Annotated in this window: 16 protein-coding genes and 3 pseudogenes; 11 read left to right on the top strand and 8 right to left on the bottom strand. The window is 69.9% G+C overall.

Annotated features, from left to right (window positions below; genetic code table 11):
• Positions 1–244 precede the first annotated feature (244 nt).
• From MFF55_RS13930 to MFF55_RS13910, 5 genes and pseudogenes are all read left to right on the top strand, one after another.
• A pseudogene (locus MFF55_RS13930) lies at positions 245–508 on the top strand (transposase); the annotation flags it as partial.
• A 153-nt stretch (positions 509–661) separates the two neighbouring features.
• Positions 662–847: pseudogene (locus tag MFF55_RS13925) on the top strand (PAS domain-containing protein); the annotation flags it as partial.
• A gap of 214 nt (positions 848–1,061) precedes the next feature.
• Positions 1,062–1,118: pseudogene (locus tag MFF55_RS27160) on the top strand (hypothetical protein); the annotation flags it as partial.
• A 238-nt stretch (positions 1,119–1,356) separates the two neighbouring features.
• Complete coding sequence (locus MFF55_RS13915; RefSeq protein ID WP_238244691.1) at positions 1,357–1,536, top strand: hypothetical protein; 180 nt, start codon at positions 1,357–1,359, stop codon at positions 1,534–1,536.
• A gap of 136 nt (positions 1,537–1,672) precedes the next feature.
• Positions 1,673–1,972, top strand: a complete 300-nt coding sequence (locus MFF55_RS13910) for a hypothetical protein (RefSeq protein ID WP_238244690.1) — start codon at positions 1,673–1,675, stop codon at positions 1,970–1,972.
• Between the two features lie 79 nt (positions 1,973–2,051).
• On the opposite strand, the gene MFF55_RS13905 is transcribed toward MFF55_RS13910, so the two are convergent.
• The 4 genes from MFF55_RS13905 to MFF55_RS13890 all read right to left on the bottom strand — a co-directional run bounded on the left by MFF55_RS13905 (position 2,052) and on the right by MFF55_RS13890 (position 5,228).
• On the bottom strand, positions 2,052–2,675 hold the full coding sequence (locus MFF55_RS13905; RefSeq protein ID WP_238244689.1) for a hypothetical protein: 624 nt from the start codon (positions 2,673–2,675) through the stop codon (positions 2,052–2,054).
• A gap of 340 nt (positions 2,676–3,015) precedes the next feature.
• Entirely contained in the window at positions 3,016–4,314 is a 1,299-nt protein-coding gene (locus tag MFF55_RS13900; protein WP_238244688.1) for an arsenic transporter, read from the bottom strand.
• Positions 4,315–4,349: 35 nt separating this feature from the next.
• The gene (gene arsC, locus MFF55_RS13895) at positions 4,350–4,775 is read right to left on the bottom strand and encodes an arsenate reductase (glutaredoxin) (RefSeq protein ID WP_238244687.1); all 426 of its coding nucleotides are present in this window, start codon (positions 4,773–4,775) and stop codon (positions 4,350–4,352) included.
• A gap of 90 nt (positions 4,776–4,865) precedes the next feature.
• Positions 4,866–5,228 (bottom strand): ArsR/SmtB family transcription factor, encoded by a 363-nt coding sequence (locus MFF55_RS13890; protein WP_444980374.1) that lies wholly within the window; start codon positions 5,226–5,228, stop codon positions 4,866–4,868.
• Positions 5,229–5,278: 50 nt separating this feature from the next.
• On the opposite strand from MFF55_RS13890, the gene arsH reads away from it, so the two are divergent.
• Positions 5,279–5,992: an arsenical resistance protein ArsH gene (gene arsH, locus MFF55_RS13885; protein ID WP_283206743.1), complete on the top strand. Its 714-nt coding sequence runs from the start codon at positions 5,279–5,281 to the stop codon at positions 5,990–5,992.
• Here arsH and MFF55_RS13880 read toward each other — a convergent pair.
• The 4 genes from MFF55_RS13880 to MFF55_RS13865 form a co-directional block, all read right to left on the bottom strand.
• Complete coding sequence (locus MFF55_RS13880; protein WP_238244685.1) at positions 5,907–8,714, bottom strand: molybdopterin-dependent oxidoreductase; 2,808 nt, start codon at positions 8,712–8,714, stop codon at positions 5,907–5,909. The two genes, arsH and MFF55_RS13880, sit on opposite strands and share 86 nt — an antisense overlap.
• Entirely contained in the window at positions 8,711–9,535 is an 825-nt protein-coding gene (locus MFF55_RS13875) for an FAD binding domain-containing protein (RefSeq protein ID WP_238244704.1), read from the bottom strand. The genes MFF55_RS13880 and MFF55_RS13875 overlap by 4 nt, the downstream gene beginning before the upstream one ends.
• 289 nt (positions 9,536–9,824) lie before the next feature.
• Positions 9,825–10,559: a M48 family metallopeptidase gene (locus tag MFF55_RS13870; protein ID WP_238244684.1), complete on the bottom strand. Its 735-nt coding sequence runs from the start codon at positions 10,557–10,559 to the stop codon at positions 9,825–9,827.
• Positions 10,560–10,624: 65 nt separating this feature from the next.
• The gene (locus MFF55_RS13865; protein ID WP_238244683.1) at positions 10,625–11,902 is read right to left on the bottom strand and encodes a polyhydroxyalkanoate depolymerase; all 1,278 of its coding nucleotides are present in this window, start codon (positions 11,900–11,902) and stop codon (positions 10,625–10,627) included.
• 221 nt (positions 11,903–12,123) lie between these two features.
• Between MFF55_RS13865 and MFF55_RS13860 the strand changes: the two genes are divergently transcribed.
• From MFF55_RS13860 to purQ, 5 genes are all read left to right on the top strand, one after another.
• The gene (locus MFF55_RS13860; protein WP_238244682.1) at positions 12,124–13,515 is read left to right on the top strand and encodes an ActS/PrrB/RegB family redox-sensitive histidine kinase; all 1,392 of its coding nucleotides are present in this window, start codon (positions 12,124–12,126) and stop codon (positions 13,513–13,515) included.
• A gap of 38 nt (positions 13,516–13,553) precedes the next feature.
• Positions 13,554–14,147: an ActR/PrrA/RegA family redox response regulator transcription factor gene (locus MFF55_RS13855; protein WP_283206742.1), complete on the top strand. Its 594-nt coding sequence runs from the start codon at positions 13,554–13,556 to the stop codon at positions 14,145–14,147.
• A gap of 140 nt (positions 14,148–14,287) precedes the next feature.
• A complete protein-coding gene (locus tag MFF55_RS13850; RefSeq protein ID WP_238244681.1) occupies positions 14,288–14,515 on the top strand; it encodes a hypothetical protein in 228 nt (75 codons plus the stop codon).
• 74 nt (positions 14,516–14,589) lie between these two features.
• On the top strand, positions 14,590–14,829 hold the full coding sequence (purS, locus tag MFF55_RS13845) for a phosphoribosylformylglycinamidine synthase subunit PurS (RefSeq protein ID WP_238244680.1): 240 nt from the start codon (positions 14,590–14,592) through the stop codon (positions 14,827–14,829).
• The gene (gene purQ, locus MFF55_RS13840) at positions 14,829–15,509 is read left to right on the top strand and encodes a phosphoribosylformylglycinamidine synthase subunit PurQ (RefSeq protein WP_238244679.1); all 681 of its coding nucleotides are present in this window, start codon (positions 14,829–14,831) and stop codon (positions 15,507–15,509) included. Before purS ends, purQ begins: the two co-directional genes overlap by 1 nt.
• Positions 15,510–15,598: the final 89 nt, after the last annotated feature.

The following is a 15,598-nucleotide window of genomic DNA, read 5'->3' as shown; positions in this document are numbered from 1 at the left end:
CAACGAGCCCGAACCTTGGCTAAGCCACAACGAGGATCAGGTCGACACGGCGCTGAAAGGCTCGCCATTTTGCACTTTTTGCCGACCAAGCTGTCAAAGCCCAAGAATTTCACGAAGCTCTAAACTTTAAACCTTGGCGGGATCAATGAGCGTCGGTGCTGGAGCACTACGGTGCAGATCCTCTAGGGCCTGTCGTCTGAACTGATTGGCTGTGTTCGTATTTTGTCTCCTCGGAGGAGGAACGATGCTGAGCGACGTGCAATGGTCTGAACTGGGGCCGCTGGTCGCGGCATGCGGTCCAAAAGCCAAGACGCCGCCGCAGGATCTACGGCGCACCCTCTCAGCGATCCTCTGCCGGCACGAGAACAGGGCCAAGTGGCGAGCCGTTCCGAAGAATCTAAGTCCGTGGTGGCGCGCAGCCCAGATTTTCATTCGCTGGGCGCGTGCCGGCGTCTGGGAGCGGCTCCTCAGCCTCGTGCAGGAGCGAGGAGTCCAGCTCGGTATGGTGACGGATTGAAAGCACTCGGAGCCTCCCTGCGCGAGAGCATTAGTCGCCTCCGCAGCTCGCCTTGGGATCCCGCAACTAGTCTGGCGCGCCTGCGACATCAGCCTTTAAACTTGGGCGTTCCAGCAAGGGCTCAATAACACCGGCGAGAGACACGAGGCGAGCCACGGCTTGGGATGGCTCGAGGCACTGCATCCCTCTGACCGGGCGGCGGCCCTGCACGGCTGGCAGGAGGTCGAGCAGCGGGGTCGGCTCGACGTCGAGTACCGGGTCCGGCGCGCCTCGGATGGTGCTTATCGTTGGCACCAGACCCGCGCCCTGCCGCTAAGGGGAGCGCCCTAGCCCTGCCACGCTCAGGGCCGCATCCTCGAATGGCTCGGCACCACGACCGACGTGGAGGACCTGAAGCGCCTATAGGAGCAGCAGGCCGTGCTGGTGGGCGAGCTCCAGCACCGCTCGCGCAACCTGCTCGCCGTGGCGCTCGGTCGCCAGTCGCAGCTTCGCCCCCTCCCCGGCCCGCGACGAGTTCGATGCCCGGCTCGCTGCAATCAGCCAGGTGCAAAACTTCCTGGCGCAGGGGCAGGATTTCGTCCTGGAGCTCTCCGACCTGATCCAGGCGGAGATGCGGGCGCACGCCGCCTTGCGCTCGGACGGCGTCACGGTGAGCGGCCCCCGCGTGGCGCTGCCGGGCGGCCGGGTGCAGCCGCTGGCCATGGGGCTTCACGAGCTGACCACCAACGCGCTCAAAATACCAAGCCCTGTCGCAACCGGCCGGCCGGCTCGCCATCACTTGGCGCATCGAGCACCAGGGCGGCGACGCATCCCTGCAGCTGGAATAGCGGGAGAGCCGCGTGATCACGCCGGCCGGCAGAGCGCCGCCGCGGCGCGGCTTCGGGCGCGAGCTGATCGAGCGCGCCCTGCCCTATCAGCTGCAGGCTGCGACGCGGCTCGAGTTCACGCCCGACGGCGTGCACTGCCTGATCACGCTGCCGCTCGGCACGGATGGTTCGACCCCGACGCATTACGAATGATACTGAACCGTTGCTGAGTGTTTCTCGCTCGTTACAGCCAAGCTCATCTGAAATTCAGAATGCAGCGGCTATCCATGCGGTGTCGGGTGCCGCACACGTCGGTGGCCCGTCACCAACTCCAAGCAAAGGTCTTGTTATGACGCGCATGAAGGTGCTTGCGTTGGCTGCGGCCATCGCCGGCGGCCTGGGTCTCGCCTCGGCTGCCAATGCTGCCCCCCTCGCTGTCGCTCCGGTCGACGCGGTCGCCGGCGAAGCCGCAGCCTCGAACGTCACCTATTACGGGCGGCGGTTCGGCTACTATCGTCCGCGGCCGTTCTACCGGCCCTACGGCTTCTACGGGCCCCGCCGGTTCTATGGTCCGCGCTTCGGCTACTACCGTCCGCGGCCGTTCTACCGGCCCTACGGCTTCTACGGCCCGCGTCCGCTCTTCTACTAACGGCAGCCGATAAAAAGGCCCCGCATCCGATCGGGATGCGGGGCCTTTCCCTTTCGGCCTTGAGTGCCGGAACGGCGCCTTAGCGGTTCTGGCCCTGAGGCATGAGTCCGCGGGCTTCCTTGACCGCGTTCGCGCAACCGCCGTCACCCTTGGCGTTCAGGTCGATCGCGCGCTGGAGAGCCATCTTGGCCTGCGAGGCCTTGTCCTCGGTCGAGCGCTCGGGCGAAGCCTTCGGGTCGCCGCCCTGCGCGGCGGCAGCCGCTGCCGTCGGCCGGTTCTCGGACTGGCGGCGCACGTCCTCAGGCGAGGTCGCAACCCGCCCGCTCGCCACACCATCCGCCTGCCCCGTCGCGCCCGTGGGGCCGGACACGCCGCCGACCGTTCCGGGGGAGCCGCCGCTCTCGCGCGACGCACCGCCCGGCTGCGTGCGATCGGTCTCGGAGCTGCCCGGCTTCAAGGGGTTGCCCGTGCTGCCCGTCGTGCTGGCGGCCGCTTGCTGGCCGGCCCGGTCGTTCGGCCCCTTCTGCTGACCGTAATCGGGCTCGGAGATCGGAGCGCCGAGCCCGACCTGCGTGCTCAGCTCGCGCCGCAGCTTGGCGATGTCGTCCGTGCAGGGGCCGTTTTCCTGCGCGGAGACCGTCATGGGAAGAAGGCCGAGGGTGGCAACGGTGGCGGCACAGCAGAGCTGGTTCAGGCGCGTCATGGCGGTTCCTTCCGAGATTGTTTTCTGAGCCCGTAACCTCCGGCCTCGACGCATGGTTCAATGCGGAGCCGTGTTCGGTCGTGGGGCCGCGCCCGATGCTGCCGCGGATCACGCCGTCGCGTGCGAGCGGGCCGTGGCCCTGCCGGCCTGAACTCTGGAGGAAAACACACCGGCAGGGCCGTGCCGAGGAGACGATCTCGACGATCCCAGGGTGGACCCGTTCGCGCGAGGGGGCCTTCGCATAGGTGAACCCGCCCTGAGGCGAAGTGACCGCCGGACGCCGGCGTGCCGCGTCCGATGCGGCGACAGGGTCGCGACGGGGTCGGCCTTGCGCCGGAACCTAGCCCGTCGGCCCGAGCAGCGGCAGCCAGAACGCCAGCGCGGCGAGCGTGACCAAGAGCACGGGCGGGGTGATGACCAGACCCACCCGCATGTACTGACCCCAGGTGATCCGCTGCCCCCCGCTCGCCAGCACGTGCAGCCAGAGCAGCGTCGCCAGGCTGCCGATGGGCGTGAACTTCGGCCCGAGATCGCAGCCGATGACGTTGGCATAGACCATCAGCTCGCGCATGAGCGGCGACAGGTCCGGGGCCTGCTGGATCGAGAGCGCGCCGATCAGCACGCTCGGCAGGTTGTTCATGACCGACGAGAGAAGGGCCGCGGCAAAGCCGGTGCCGATCGTGGCCGCGAGGGGGCCTTGCCCGGCGAGCCAGGTCAGGCCCTTCGCCAGCTCGTCGGCCAGGCCGGCGTTCCGCAGGCCGTAGACGACGAGGTACATGCCGAGGCTGAACAGCACGATCTGCCAGGGCGCGCCGGCGAGCACCTTGCGGATCGGGATGACCCGCCCGCGCAGGGCGAGGCCCAGCAGGATCGCCGCGCCGATGCAGGTGACGACCGAGACCGGCACGCCGAACGGCGCAGTGATGAAGTAGGCGACGAGCAGCACGCCGAGCAGCGGGAACGCCGCCCGGAACACCGCGGGATCGCGGATCGCATCGCGCGGCGGCTCGAGCTCGCCGACGGCGTAGGTCGCCGGCAGATCGCGCCGGTAGAACAGCCAGAGCACCGCCAGGGTGGCGGCGAGCGAGACGAGGTTCACCGGCACCATCACGGCGGCGTAGCGGCTGAAGCTGATCCCGAAGAAGTTGGCGCTGACGATGTTGACGAGGTTCGAGATCACCAGCGGCAGGCTGGTCGAATCCGCCACGAACCCGCAGGCGACGATGAAGGCGAGCGCCCCCGCCGGCTTGAAGTCGAGCCGGAGCAGGATGGCGAGCACGATGGGCGTCAGCAGCAGCGCCGCGCCGTCATTGGCGAAGACCGCCGCGATGGCCGCGCCCAGCAGGATGACCAGGGGGAACAGGAGGCGCCCCCGCCCGCCGCCCCAGCGGGCGATGTGCAGGGCCGCCCAGTGGAAGAACCCCGCCTCGTCGAGCAGGAGCGAGATGATGATCAGGGCGACGAAGGTGAAGGTCGCGTCCCAGACGATGTGCCAGACGACCGGGACGTCGCCGGGCGTGATCACGCCCGTCGCGAGGGCCGCGCCGGCCCCGATCAGGGCGCTCCATCCGATCCCGAAGCCCCCTGGCTGCCAGATGACGAACACGAGGGTGACGATGAAGATCGCGAGCGCGAGCATCGGGGCCGTTTCTTCTCGGGGAGGATCGGGTGGGGTCAGGCGGAGGCGATGCGTCGCCCCTGCTCGTCGACGACGCGCTCGCCGTCCTCCTTCACGAACGCGCCCCGCTGCTCGGGCAGGAGGTCGAGGACCGCCTCGGACGGGCGGCACAGGCGGACCCCTTTCGGGCTCACGACCAACGGGCGATTGATGAGGACCGGATGCGCCTCGATGGCGTCGAGCAGCTGCTCGTCCGTCAGCGACGAATCGCCGAGGCCGAGCTCCGCGTAGGGCGTGCCCTTCTCCCGCAGGATCGCGCGCAAGGTGATCCCGGCCCGCTCGGCGAGCTGGCGCAGAAGCGCGCGGCTCGGCGGCGTCTTGAGGTACTCGACGACGTGGGGCTCGACCCCGGCGTTGCGGATCAGCGCCAGGGTGTTGCGCGAGGTGCCGCAGGCCGGGTTGTGGTAGATCACGACGTCCATCACGCCACCTCGGACCGGGGGACCGTCGCGCCGACAAGGGCGGCGCGGGTGATGTTGCCGGTGCAGTGAAACGGGAGGTTGGAGACACTGTCAGGCATGGACGGATTCCCGGGTGGCAGGTTGGCAGCAGGCGGCGAGGGCTTCCGTCGCGGGGTTGCAGATCTCCGGACGCCCCTCGCAGCAATCCCTCATAAGGAACTGGATGAGCTCGGACAGGACCGGGTAGGCAGCACTGTAGATGATCGAGCGGGATTCCCGACGCGACCGGATCAGCCCCGCGCGCTCCAGCTCCTTGAGGTGGAAGGAGACGTTGTTGCGCGAGCAGGCGACCGCCTCGGCCACGAGCCCGGCGGCCAGACCCTCCGGCCCGGCCCGCACCAGGCTGCGGACGATGCCGAGCCGATGCTCCTGGGCGAGGGCCGCGAAGGCGACGAGGGCTTGCTGCTGATCCATCACTGCTTCTATATGTCCAGTGCTATCGACGCATAGAGGAAAGCGAAGCCTTGGACAAGCCGAAACCCAGCCCTTCCGACGGTTTGCCGAACCTTATCGAGGACCTGTTCCAAGCGCCGACCGCCGATGCATTGGGGGTGCGGGCACCCTTCGCGCACCCGCCGCGCTTTCTCATCCTCTACGGGTCGCTGCGCGAGCGCTCGTTCAGCCGGCTGCTCGCCCACGAGGCGGCGCGACTCCTCGAGCGCATGGGCGGCGAGGTCCGCATCTACGACGCCCGCGGCTTGCCGCTGCCCGACGATTCGACGGCGGACCACCCCAAGGTGCAGGAATTGCGCGCTCTCTCCCTCTGGTCGGAGGGCCAGGTCTGGGTCAGCCCGGAGCGGCATGGGACGCTCACCGGCGTCATGAAGAGCCAGATCGACTGGCTGCCCCTCAGCGAGGGCTCTGTGCGGCCGACGCAGGGGCGCACGCTCGCCGTGATGCAGGTCTCGGGCGGATCGCAGAGCTTCAACGCGGTGAATGCGCTCCGCGTGCTCGGGCGCTGGATGCGGATGATCACTATCCCGAACCAATCCTCGGTGCCGATGGCCTTCACGCAATTCGGCGAGGACGACCGGATGAAGCCGGGAGCGCTCTACGACCGCGTCGTCGATGTATGCGAAGAGCTGGTCAAGTTCACCCTGCTGACCCGGGAACGGGCGGATTACCTGGTGGACCGCTACAGCGAGCGGAAGCAGACGGCCCCGGAACTGGCGCGCTGAGTTCAGCGGTGGGTGAACCTCCGGTCGCAGCTCCTACAGCCCGAAAGATCCGGTCCGGCGCGAAGGGCGTGCGCGTGAGCCGCGCGCCGGTCGCGTCGCGGATGGCGTTGGCGAGCGCCGGCGCGACGGGGTTAAATGGGCTCTCGCTCATCGACTTCGCGCCGAGCGGGCCGATGCGGTCGTGGGTGGAGGCGAACCACACCTCCGTCCGGGGCAGGTCGGCGCAGGCCGGGATGTGGTAGTTGCGGAAAGTCCGGGTGACGACTGCGCCGGCGTCGTCGATGCGGAAATCCTCGTAGAGCGCTGCGCCGATGGCCTGGGCGACGCCACCTTCCACCTGCCCGCGGCACTGCATCGGGTTGAGGACCCGCCCGGCATCGGCGGCCTGGATGCTGCGCAGGATGCGCACCTCGCCGCTCACCGGATCGACCGCGACCTGGAAGCCCTGAACGTTGAAGGCGACCGAGCGCGGCGAGCCGTCGGCCCGCCCCACCGCCTCCGGGATGTCGTCGGCCGCAAGTAGGGCGAGAGGGATCGTCGCTTCGCCTGCCGAGACCCGATCGGGCAGGAGCCGGCACGCACCCTCCTCCCGGCCGAACCGGCGGCCCGCCGCGGCACGGATCGCCTCGGCAAGCGCGGTCGCCGCCCTCAGGGTCGCCTGGCCCGCCACCACGATGCCTGTGCTGCCGTAGGCGCCCGTATCGTGCGCGACCGAGTCGGTATCGGCCTGATCGATCGCGATCCGGTCCGGCGTCGTGCTGAGGGCGGAGGCCGCGATCTGGGCGTGAACCGTCGTGGTGCCGTTGCCGAACTCGGCGGTGCCGACCCTCAGGCGGTAGGTGCCGTCTGGCAGGAGGGCGATCCGGGCCTCGGCGTGATGCCCCCGAGGCGGGATCGTGTCGATCATGGCCAGCGCCATCCCCTGCCCCGTCAGCCACCCCGGCGCGGGCGGCGCGCGCGGCGCCTCGGCCAGGACGGCCGCAACATGGTCGAGGCAGAGATCGAGCCCGTAGCTCCCATATTCGACGTCGTGCGGTTCGAGGCTGTTCGAGACCATCCGATCGCCGGGCCGCACGACGTTGCGACGCCGCATCTCGAAGGGATCGAGACCGAGCCCGCGGGCAAGCTCGTCCAGGGCCGATTCCACCGCGAAGATCGTCTGGCTCAGCCCGTAGCCGCGAAAGGCGCCGCTGGGCAGCGTGTGGGTGTAGACCGCGTAACCGTCGACGCGCTTGTTCGGGCAGCGATAGACCCCGATCACCTCGTTGCAGCCGTGGTGGATGACGCCGCCGGCATGGTTTCCGTAGGCACCCGTGTTGGAGACCGCGCGGAGGGCGATGGCGGTCAGCACGCCGTCGCGGCGGGCCCCGAGCTTCACCCGCACCGTCATCGGGTGGCGGGTGGTGGAGGCCGTGAACTGCTCCTCGCGGGTCAGCTCCCACTTCACGGGGCGGCCCGTCGCCAGCACGGCAAGCGCCACGAGGTCCTCGGTCAGCATCTCCTGCTTGCCGCCGAACCCGCCGCCGATCCGGCCGCAGACGACGCGCACCGCCTCACGATCGAGCCCGTAGAGCGCGCAGAGCGCGTCGCGGGTCAGGAACGGCGTCTGCGTGCTGGAGCGGATGACGAGCCGGCCGGCCGCGTCGGGCCAGCCCACGGCGCCTTGCGTCTCGAGATGCGCGTGCTGGACGCGCTGAGAGGCGTAGGTGCCCTCGTAGATCAGGTCGGCCTCGGCGAAGCCCGATTCCACGTCGCCGATCTCGCCGTGGACCTCGCCAGCGAGATTCGGATGCGCCTGGCCCGGCGCGGCGTCCTCGCCCAGGAGCTCGTTCGGCGCGTGCACCAGGGGTGCGTCGGCGGCGAGCGCCGCCTCCGGTTCGAACACGGCGGGCCGGACCTCGTAGGCGACCGCGAGGGCGGCGCAGCCGGCCTCGGCCGCAGCCTCGCTCTCGGCGACGACCGCCGCCACCCTCTGGCCGACGAAGCGGACGACATCGTCGAGCACCCGCGTGTCGGGGGCGTCATCGCCCGGGTTCTCGTGGCGTCCCGTGGAGAAGCGCGTCCGCGGCGCATCCTCATGGGTGAACACCGCCACGACTCCAGGCACCGCGAGCGCCGCGCTCCGGTCGATGCGCAGGATGCGGGCATGGGCGTGGGGCGAGCGCAGCACCTTCATGTGAAGGAGCCCAGGCATCGCAAGGTCGAAGGTGAAGGGCGCCGTGCCGGTGACGATCCCGCGTCCGCCCGGCGCCGGCAGGCTGCGGCCACACGGATCGTTCCCGCCGGCCTCCGCGTGAGCGATTCCGGCGACGGCGTCCGCGATCGCGCCGTACCCCGTGCAGCGGCAGAGATTGCCCTTGAGCGCCGCGCCGAGGTCCCGCCGCTGCGCCTGGTCGAGGACGGCCGCGGTCATGATCATGCCCGGCGTGCAGAAGCCGCACTGGAAGCCCTGGGCGGCGAGGAACGCCGCCTGCATCGGATGCAGGTGATCGGGCCCCGCGAGCCCCTCGATCGTCGTGACGCGGCGGCCCTCCGCGCGGTGGGCCGGGACGAGGCAGCTATGGACCGGCTCGCCGTCGAGGTGGATGGTGCAGGCGCCGCAATCGCCCGCGTCGCAGCCCTTCTTCACCCCGTACCAGCCGAGCTCCCGCAGGAGCGTGCGCAGGCATTGCCCGGGCCGGGGCTCCACCTCTTGATCAAGCCCGTTGACGGTGACGATCATGACGTCCTCTCGCCGAGCTCGCGCCGGATCTCCTCGGCGAGGACGTGGGTCATGTTGCGCCGCCACTCAGGCGCGCCGTGGACGTCGTCGTAATAGGCCTCGTCCGGGATCGCCTCCTCGATCGCATCGGTCAGCTCCAAGGCCGCGGGTGGCGCCTCGAAGGCGAGCCGCACCGGCCGGCGGGTCGCCGCCGTCACCGTGAGGGCGAAGGCGCCGCTCGGGTCGTGCGTGCCGATCACCAGGGCGCCGGAACGCCCGGCCGGGCTCAGCGCGGCGCGCCGGAACGCTGTGCGCCGTCGCAGGGCCGCGTCGGGAATTTCGATGGCCCGCAGCACCTCGCCCGGCGCCAGGGCATTGCGTTGCGGCCCGAGCACGAGGTCGCGCACTGGGCTGCGCCGCTCGTCGCCCCGGCGAGTCCAGACCACGCCGGTGCCCTCCAGGGCGACGCAGAGCGCGATCATCGGACCGGCCGGAAGCGCCAGGCAGATGTTCCCGCCGACGGTGGCCATGTTCCAGATCTTGAACGAGCCGAGGAGCGCCCGGCAACACTGGCCGATCAGGGGCGCGGCGATCCAGGAGGCGGGCGGTTCGAGCCGGTCGAGTTGCGCGATGGTGCAGGTCGCCGCGAGCGTCAGGCCGGATTCCTCGACGTCGTAGGGCGGCCAGCCGAGACCCGCGAGGTCGACGAGCCGGCGCAGGGTCGGTTGCGGCTCGGAAAACAGCCACGTCCCGCCGGCGAGCCAGGCGTCGCCCTCGCGCCAGTCCGCCAACGCCTCCCGCGAGCGCGGGACGGCCACCGCTCCGATCGAGTTCAGGTCCATGCCGGCTCCCGCCGCGCCGATGCAGGAGTGGTGCCGGGGCACCCCGCCCGGGATCAGGCGCAGCCCCTTGTGCACCCGCGGCTCGCCCCGGCGCCACGCGACATCATGGGCGGTCAGCGCGGTTCACGCTCCCCGCGGGAGGATGATCGACATGCACCGAGAGCGATCGCTGCTGCAGCTGCCGACACGACCAACGCTCGCTTCCACGTCATGGCATTGCCGGTTCACATCACATCAGGCCAGGGAGGCCGCAGCAGCAGGATCCCTCGAAGCTTCCACGCCCCGCTCGTCACCCGTAGCGATGCAGCGCCGCGCCGTTGCGCTTCAGCCAGCGCTCGGCCTCCTCGACATGCGGGCAGAGCGAGCCCACGAGCGCCCAGAAGCGCGGCGAGTGGTTCATCTCGCGCAGGTGCGCCATCTCGTGGGCCACGAGGTAGTCGAGCACGACGGGCGGCGCCAGGATGAGGCGCCAGGAGAAGTTCAGATCGCCCCGTGCTGTGCACGACCCCCAGCGGCTGCGGGTGTCGCGCACGGTGATCCGCTTCGGAGCCTGGCCGAGGGCGGCCGCATAGGTCTCAACCGAGCGGCGCAGGTCGGCCCGCGCCTCCCGCTCCAGGAAGTCGCGGACGCGCCGCGGCACGTGCGGCGCCTCGCAAGAGACCGCGATCACCGCCTCCTCGCCGACGGTCTCGGCCAGTGTGGCGCGGCTGCGCTCGCCGCGATGCTCGATCCGGTGGGGGACGCCGCGCAGCGGAACGATCGCACCGGGTTCGAGGAGGGTGCGCTCGGGCACCCGCGCCAGGCGCGCCGCGATCCAGCCCCCGTGGCTCACGGCGAAGCGTTGCGCCGTGGCGATGGAGGTGCGCGCGGGCAGCGTCATTACGACGTCGCCGGTCGCGCTGCTGACCCGCAGAGTCAGGCGGCGGGCCGTCGGGCGCCGCCTGAGGACGATGCGGAACGGCGCGCCGTCGTGCACGATGTCGAGGTGATCCGGATCGGGCTTGCGCAGCAGGGCGAGTCGCATGGCGGGAGCTTAGCGGCGGGAGCCCCCGTCCGCATCCATCCTGTCGGCGACCCGCCGGACCGACCTCAACCGGCCTCGCGCAGCGTGACGACCCTGGCCGCGGGCTGCGCCGCCATCTCGCGGATGAAGCCCGCGATGCGCGGTGCGATGACCTTGCGGTAGCGCGAACCGTTGAAGACGCCGTAATGGCCGACGCCCTGCTGAAGATGGTAGGCCTTGCGCTCGCCTGGCAGGTTCGGCGTGAGTTCGAGCGCGGCGAGCGTCTGCCCGACGCCGGAGATGTCGTCGTTCTCGCCCTCGACTGCGAGGATGGCGCAGCGCCGGATCGCGGCGGGGTCGACCCGCACGCCACGGTGCATCATCTCGCCCTTGGGCAGCGCATGGTCGACGAACACGGTCTTGACCGTCTGCAGGTAGAACTCGGCCGTGAGGTCCATCACGGCGAGATACTCGTCGTAGAAGTCGCGGTGCTTCTCGGCGGAATCGCCGTCGCCGGTGACGAGGTGGTCGAACATCTCGGCATGGGCGTTGACGTGGCGGTCGAGGTTCATCGCCATGAAGCCCGAGAGCTGGAAGAAGCCGGGATAGACGCTGCGCCAAGCGCCCGGGTATCCGACCGGCACCGTGGTGATGCAGTTGCGCTCGAACCACTTCGTGCCCCGCTCCTGCGCAAGGCAGTTCACCGCCGTCGGTGAGCGGCGCGTGTCGACCGGGCCGCCCATCAGCGTCATCGAGACCGGGACGGCCGAGCTGTTCTGCGCCTCGAGCAGCGCCACGGCGGCAAAGACCGGCACGGCCGGCTGGCACACCGCCATCACGTGCAGGTCCGGGCCGAGATCGCGGAAGATGTCCTGCAGGTAGTCGATATAGGTGTCGAGGTCGAAGCGTCCGGCCGCGACCGGCACCATCCGCGCGTCGGTCCAATCGGTGATGAAGACCTGATGGTCCGGCAGCATGGCCTCGACCGTGCCCCGCAGGAGCGTCGCGTAATGGCCCGACATCGGGGCCACGATCAGGAGCTTGGGCTGCGGCTCAGTGGGGCCTCGCACGAAGCCGCGATCGAACGTGACGACCCGGCAGAACGGCCGCTCCCAGACGACGCGCTCGCTGACCGGCACGCTGGCGCCGTCGACCGAGGTCTCGGTCAGACCGAAGGCGGGCTTGGCATAGCGCCGGGTGACGCGCTCGAACATCTCGCATGCCGCGGCCATCGAGCGGGCATAGGGCGAGTAGGAGAGCGGATTGGCGGGGTTGCCGAGGCTGTGCTTGGTCACGTCGGCGGCCAGACGGGCCGGATGCGTCATCCAGCGGGCGGCCTCGTACCAGTAATATGCCATGTTCATGACAGCGGCCGTCCTTCGTCTCATTCCGGTGCGCGTACCGAATGCGCCCCGCGCCAAGCAACAGGGCGGTCGTTCGGTAGGTTCCGCCATCGCCTGTGCACGAAGGCGGCGGGGAAGCGCAACGCGCGACAAAAGATATCGGTGAAGCTTTAACGCACCGGTCGCCTCCCGTTCGAAAGTTCTATGGACGCCGGCCACCCCGCCCCTATCGTAGCCCTGCAATGATCGACATGGGTCCCAGCGGCTTCGTTCGCGACGCGCGTCACCTGCGGCTCGACACCTTCGTGCGTCTGCGCTGGCTCGCGATCACCGGGCAGAGCGCGGCCGTGGTCGGGGCGCAGTTCGGGCTCGGCCTGCCGCTTCCCTTCGGCTGGTGCTTTCTCGTCATCGCCGCCTCGTCCTGGCTGAACCTCGGCCTGCGCATCCGATTTCCTGCGAGCTACCGCCTCAGCGACGATTCGGCCGCCCTTCTGCTCGCCTTCGACATCCTGCAGCTCGCGGCGCTGCTGTTCCTCACCGGCGGCCTTCAGAATCCCTTCTCGCTGCTGTTCCTCGCACCGGTCCTCATCTCGGCGACCGCGCTCCCCCCGGAGCGAACCCTGGCGCTCGGTCTCCTCGCGATCGGGCTCGCGACGCTGCTGGCCCTGGTCCATCGCCCCCTACCCTGGTTCGCCGAGGGACGATTGGAGCTGCCGTTCCTCTACATCTCGGGCGTCTGGACCGCGATCCTGCTCGGCACGGCCTTCACCGGCGTCTATGCCTGGAAGGTCGCCGAGGAGACCCGCCAGCTCGCCCAGGCGCTCGCCGCGACGGAACTGGTCCTCGCCCGGGAGCAGCATCTCTCGCAGCTCGACGGGCTCGCGGCAGCCGCAGCGCATGAGCTCGGCACGCCGCTGGGCACCATCATGGTGGTGACGCAGGAACTAACGCGTCAGCTCGGGGCGACCGCCTCGCCCGCCGTGCGCGACGACCTCAACCTGCTGCGCGATCAGGTCGATCGCTGCCGCGGTATCCTGTCCAAGCTGACCTCGCTCGAGGGCGACGAGGCGGGATTCCTCGAGACGGTCTCGCTGAGCCACATCGTCGAGGAATTGGTCGAGCCCCAGCGCGCCATGGGGATCCAGCTCGACGTCACCTCCCGCGGCGAGGGGCCGGAACCGGTCTGCCGCCGCAATCCCGGAATCATGTTTGGGCTGGGCAACATCGTCGACAACGCGGTGGACTTCGCCAGGAGCCGCGTCGTGATCGAGGCCCGCTGGACCTTCGAACGGGTCTCGCTGGAGATCCGCGACGACGGGCCCGGCTTCTCGAGCGAGGTCCTGCTCCGCGCCGGCGAACCCTACGTCACGACCCGCAGCCCGGACCGCTCGCAGCAGGAACCCGGGGACACGGTCGGGGCGGGCCTGGGGCTCGGGCTCTTCATCGCCAAGACCCTGATCGAGCGGTCCGGCGCGCATCTCGCGCTCTCGAACGCACCGGAGGCTGCGGGGGGCGGCGCCGTGGTGCGCGTGTCCTGGGCGAGACACATCTTCGAGAGGGGTGCGCTGGCGTCGCAGGAGAGTGAAAACAGCCCTCAGATCCCCCTGACGGAACGCCTGCCGCTGCCTATATAAGCGTCTGAAGAGTCACAATGAAAATGGAGGAGCGTCAGATGCTGACGCAGAGCGTTCACACGGCCGACGCCATGACCCTGCCCGACAACGATCCCCTCGCCGCCTTTGCCGATCGCAGCCTGCTGATCGTCGACGACGACAAGCCCTTCTCGACCCGCCTCGCCCGCGCGATGGAGACCCGCGGCTACCATGTCCAGGTGGCCGAGAGCGTGGCCGAGGGCGTCTCCGCCGTCGAAGCGCGCGCGCCCGCCTTCGCGGTCATCGACATGCGGCTCGGCGACGGCAACGGGCTTGACGTGATCGCCCGCCTCAAGGAGCGTCGTCCGGATGCCCGCGGCGTCATCCTGACGGGCTACGGCAACATCGCGACCGCCGTGACGGCGGTGAAGCTCGGCGCCTTCGACTACCTCGCCAAGCCGGCCGATGCCGACGAGATCCACGGCACGCTGATGGCCCAGCCCGGCGAGCGCGCGGACCCGCCGGAGAACCCGATGTCGGCCGACCGCGTGCGCTGGGAGCACATCCAGCGGGTCTACGAGCTCTGCGGACGCAACGTGTCCGAGACGGCGCGGCGCCTCAACATGCATCGCCGCACGCTCCAGCGCATCCTCGCCAAGCGCGCCCCGCGCTGACAGTAAGCCGCCCGGCCGCGCCGCCCTCCCCGGCGGCGCGGCCGGCGCAGTTGCATAGGCCGGGTCGATCGCGGTACTCCGGCCCGCATCCCGACGGCCGCCGAGCGGCCGCGCCTGAACGATCGACAGGACGAGACGCCGTGAACACCCGCAACCTCATCACGATCGTGAGCATGATGGTGCTCGTCGGGACCGAGGTTTTCGCCGTGGCCATCGCGGCCGGCTGGGCGCTGGCCGGGCTGTTCGATCTGGGCGACCAGGTCGGCCACGTACTGATGGGGATCTTCAGCCTGTTCGCGGGCTGGATCATGGTCCAGCTCTGGCGGCGCGCCACCAGCATCGAGCCGATTCGCGATCCGGCGCGCTGATCGCCGCGCGTTGCCAGCCCGGGCGTTCCGGACTATCGGCAGGGCGCCCTGTCACCAGACCTGAGTCCGGCCCCATGAAAGCGCGCATCATCGTCACCCTGAAGAACGGCGTGCTGGACCCCCAGGGCAAGGCGATCGAGGCCGCGCTGGCCTCCTTCGGGATCGCCGGCGTCGAGGGCGTGCGCCAGGGCAAGGTCTTCGATGTCGAGATCGATGCCGCCGACGCGGCGACCGCCGAGACGACCCTGAAGACGGCCTGCGAGAAGCTTCTCGCCAACACCGTCGTCGAGAACTACGCCGTCGAGATCGCCTGATGCGCGCCGCCGTCGTCGTCTTCCCGGGCTCCAATCGCGAGGCCGATGTCGCGCGGGCCCTGCGCCTCACCGGCGCCGACGTCGTGAAGGTCTGGCACACCGAGACGGCGCTTCCGTCGGGAACGGACCTGGCGGTCCTGCCGGGCGGCTTTTCTTACGGCGACTACCTGCGCTGCGGCGCGATCGCCGGGCGGGCGGCGGCCATGGACGCGGTGCGAGCCCACGCCGCGCGGGGCGGGCTCGTGCTCGGCATCTGCAACGGCTTCCAGATCCTGTGCGAATCCGGGCTCCTGCCCGGCGTCCTCATGCGCAACGTCGACCGGCGCTTCATCTGCCACCGGCAGCTCCTGCGCGTCGAGCGCAACGACACTCGCTTCACCTCCGCCTATGCCAAGGGGCAGGTGATCGACGTCTGCGTCGCCCATGGCGAGGGCAACTACTTCGCCGATCCGGAGACGATCGCGCGGATCGAGGGCGAGGGCCGCGTCGCGTTCCGCTACTGCGATGCCTCCGGAGCCCTGACGGTCGATGCGAACCGCAACGGCTCGCTGAACGCGATCGCCGGCATCTATTCCGCGGGCCGCAACGTGCTCGGACTGATGCCGCACCCCGAGAACTTCGTCGAGGATCTGGTCGGCGGCACGGATGGACGAGGCTTGTTCGCGAGCTTGGCGGCGTGATCGCTTCGGTGAAGGTTGCCTCGCAGATGTAAGGCCGACGGAGGGCGGTGCTCCCCTCATCCGCCCCGCTTCGCGGGCCACTCTCTCCC

The sequence above is a fragment of the Methylobacterium iners genome, assembly GCF_022179305.1.
Lineage (GTDB): Bacteria > Pseudomonadota > Alphaproteobacteria > Rhizobiales > Beijerinckiaceae > Methylobacterium > Methylobacterium iners.
The sequence above is the reverse complement of the archived record's forward strand: the minus strand, read 5'-3'. Positions and strand labels throughout refer to the sequence as shown.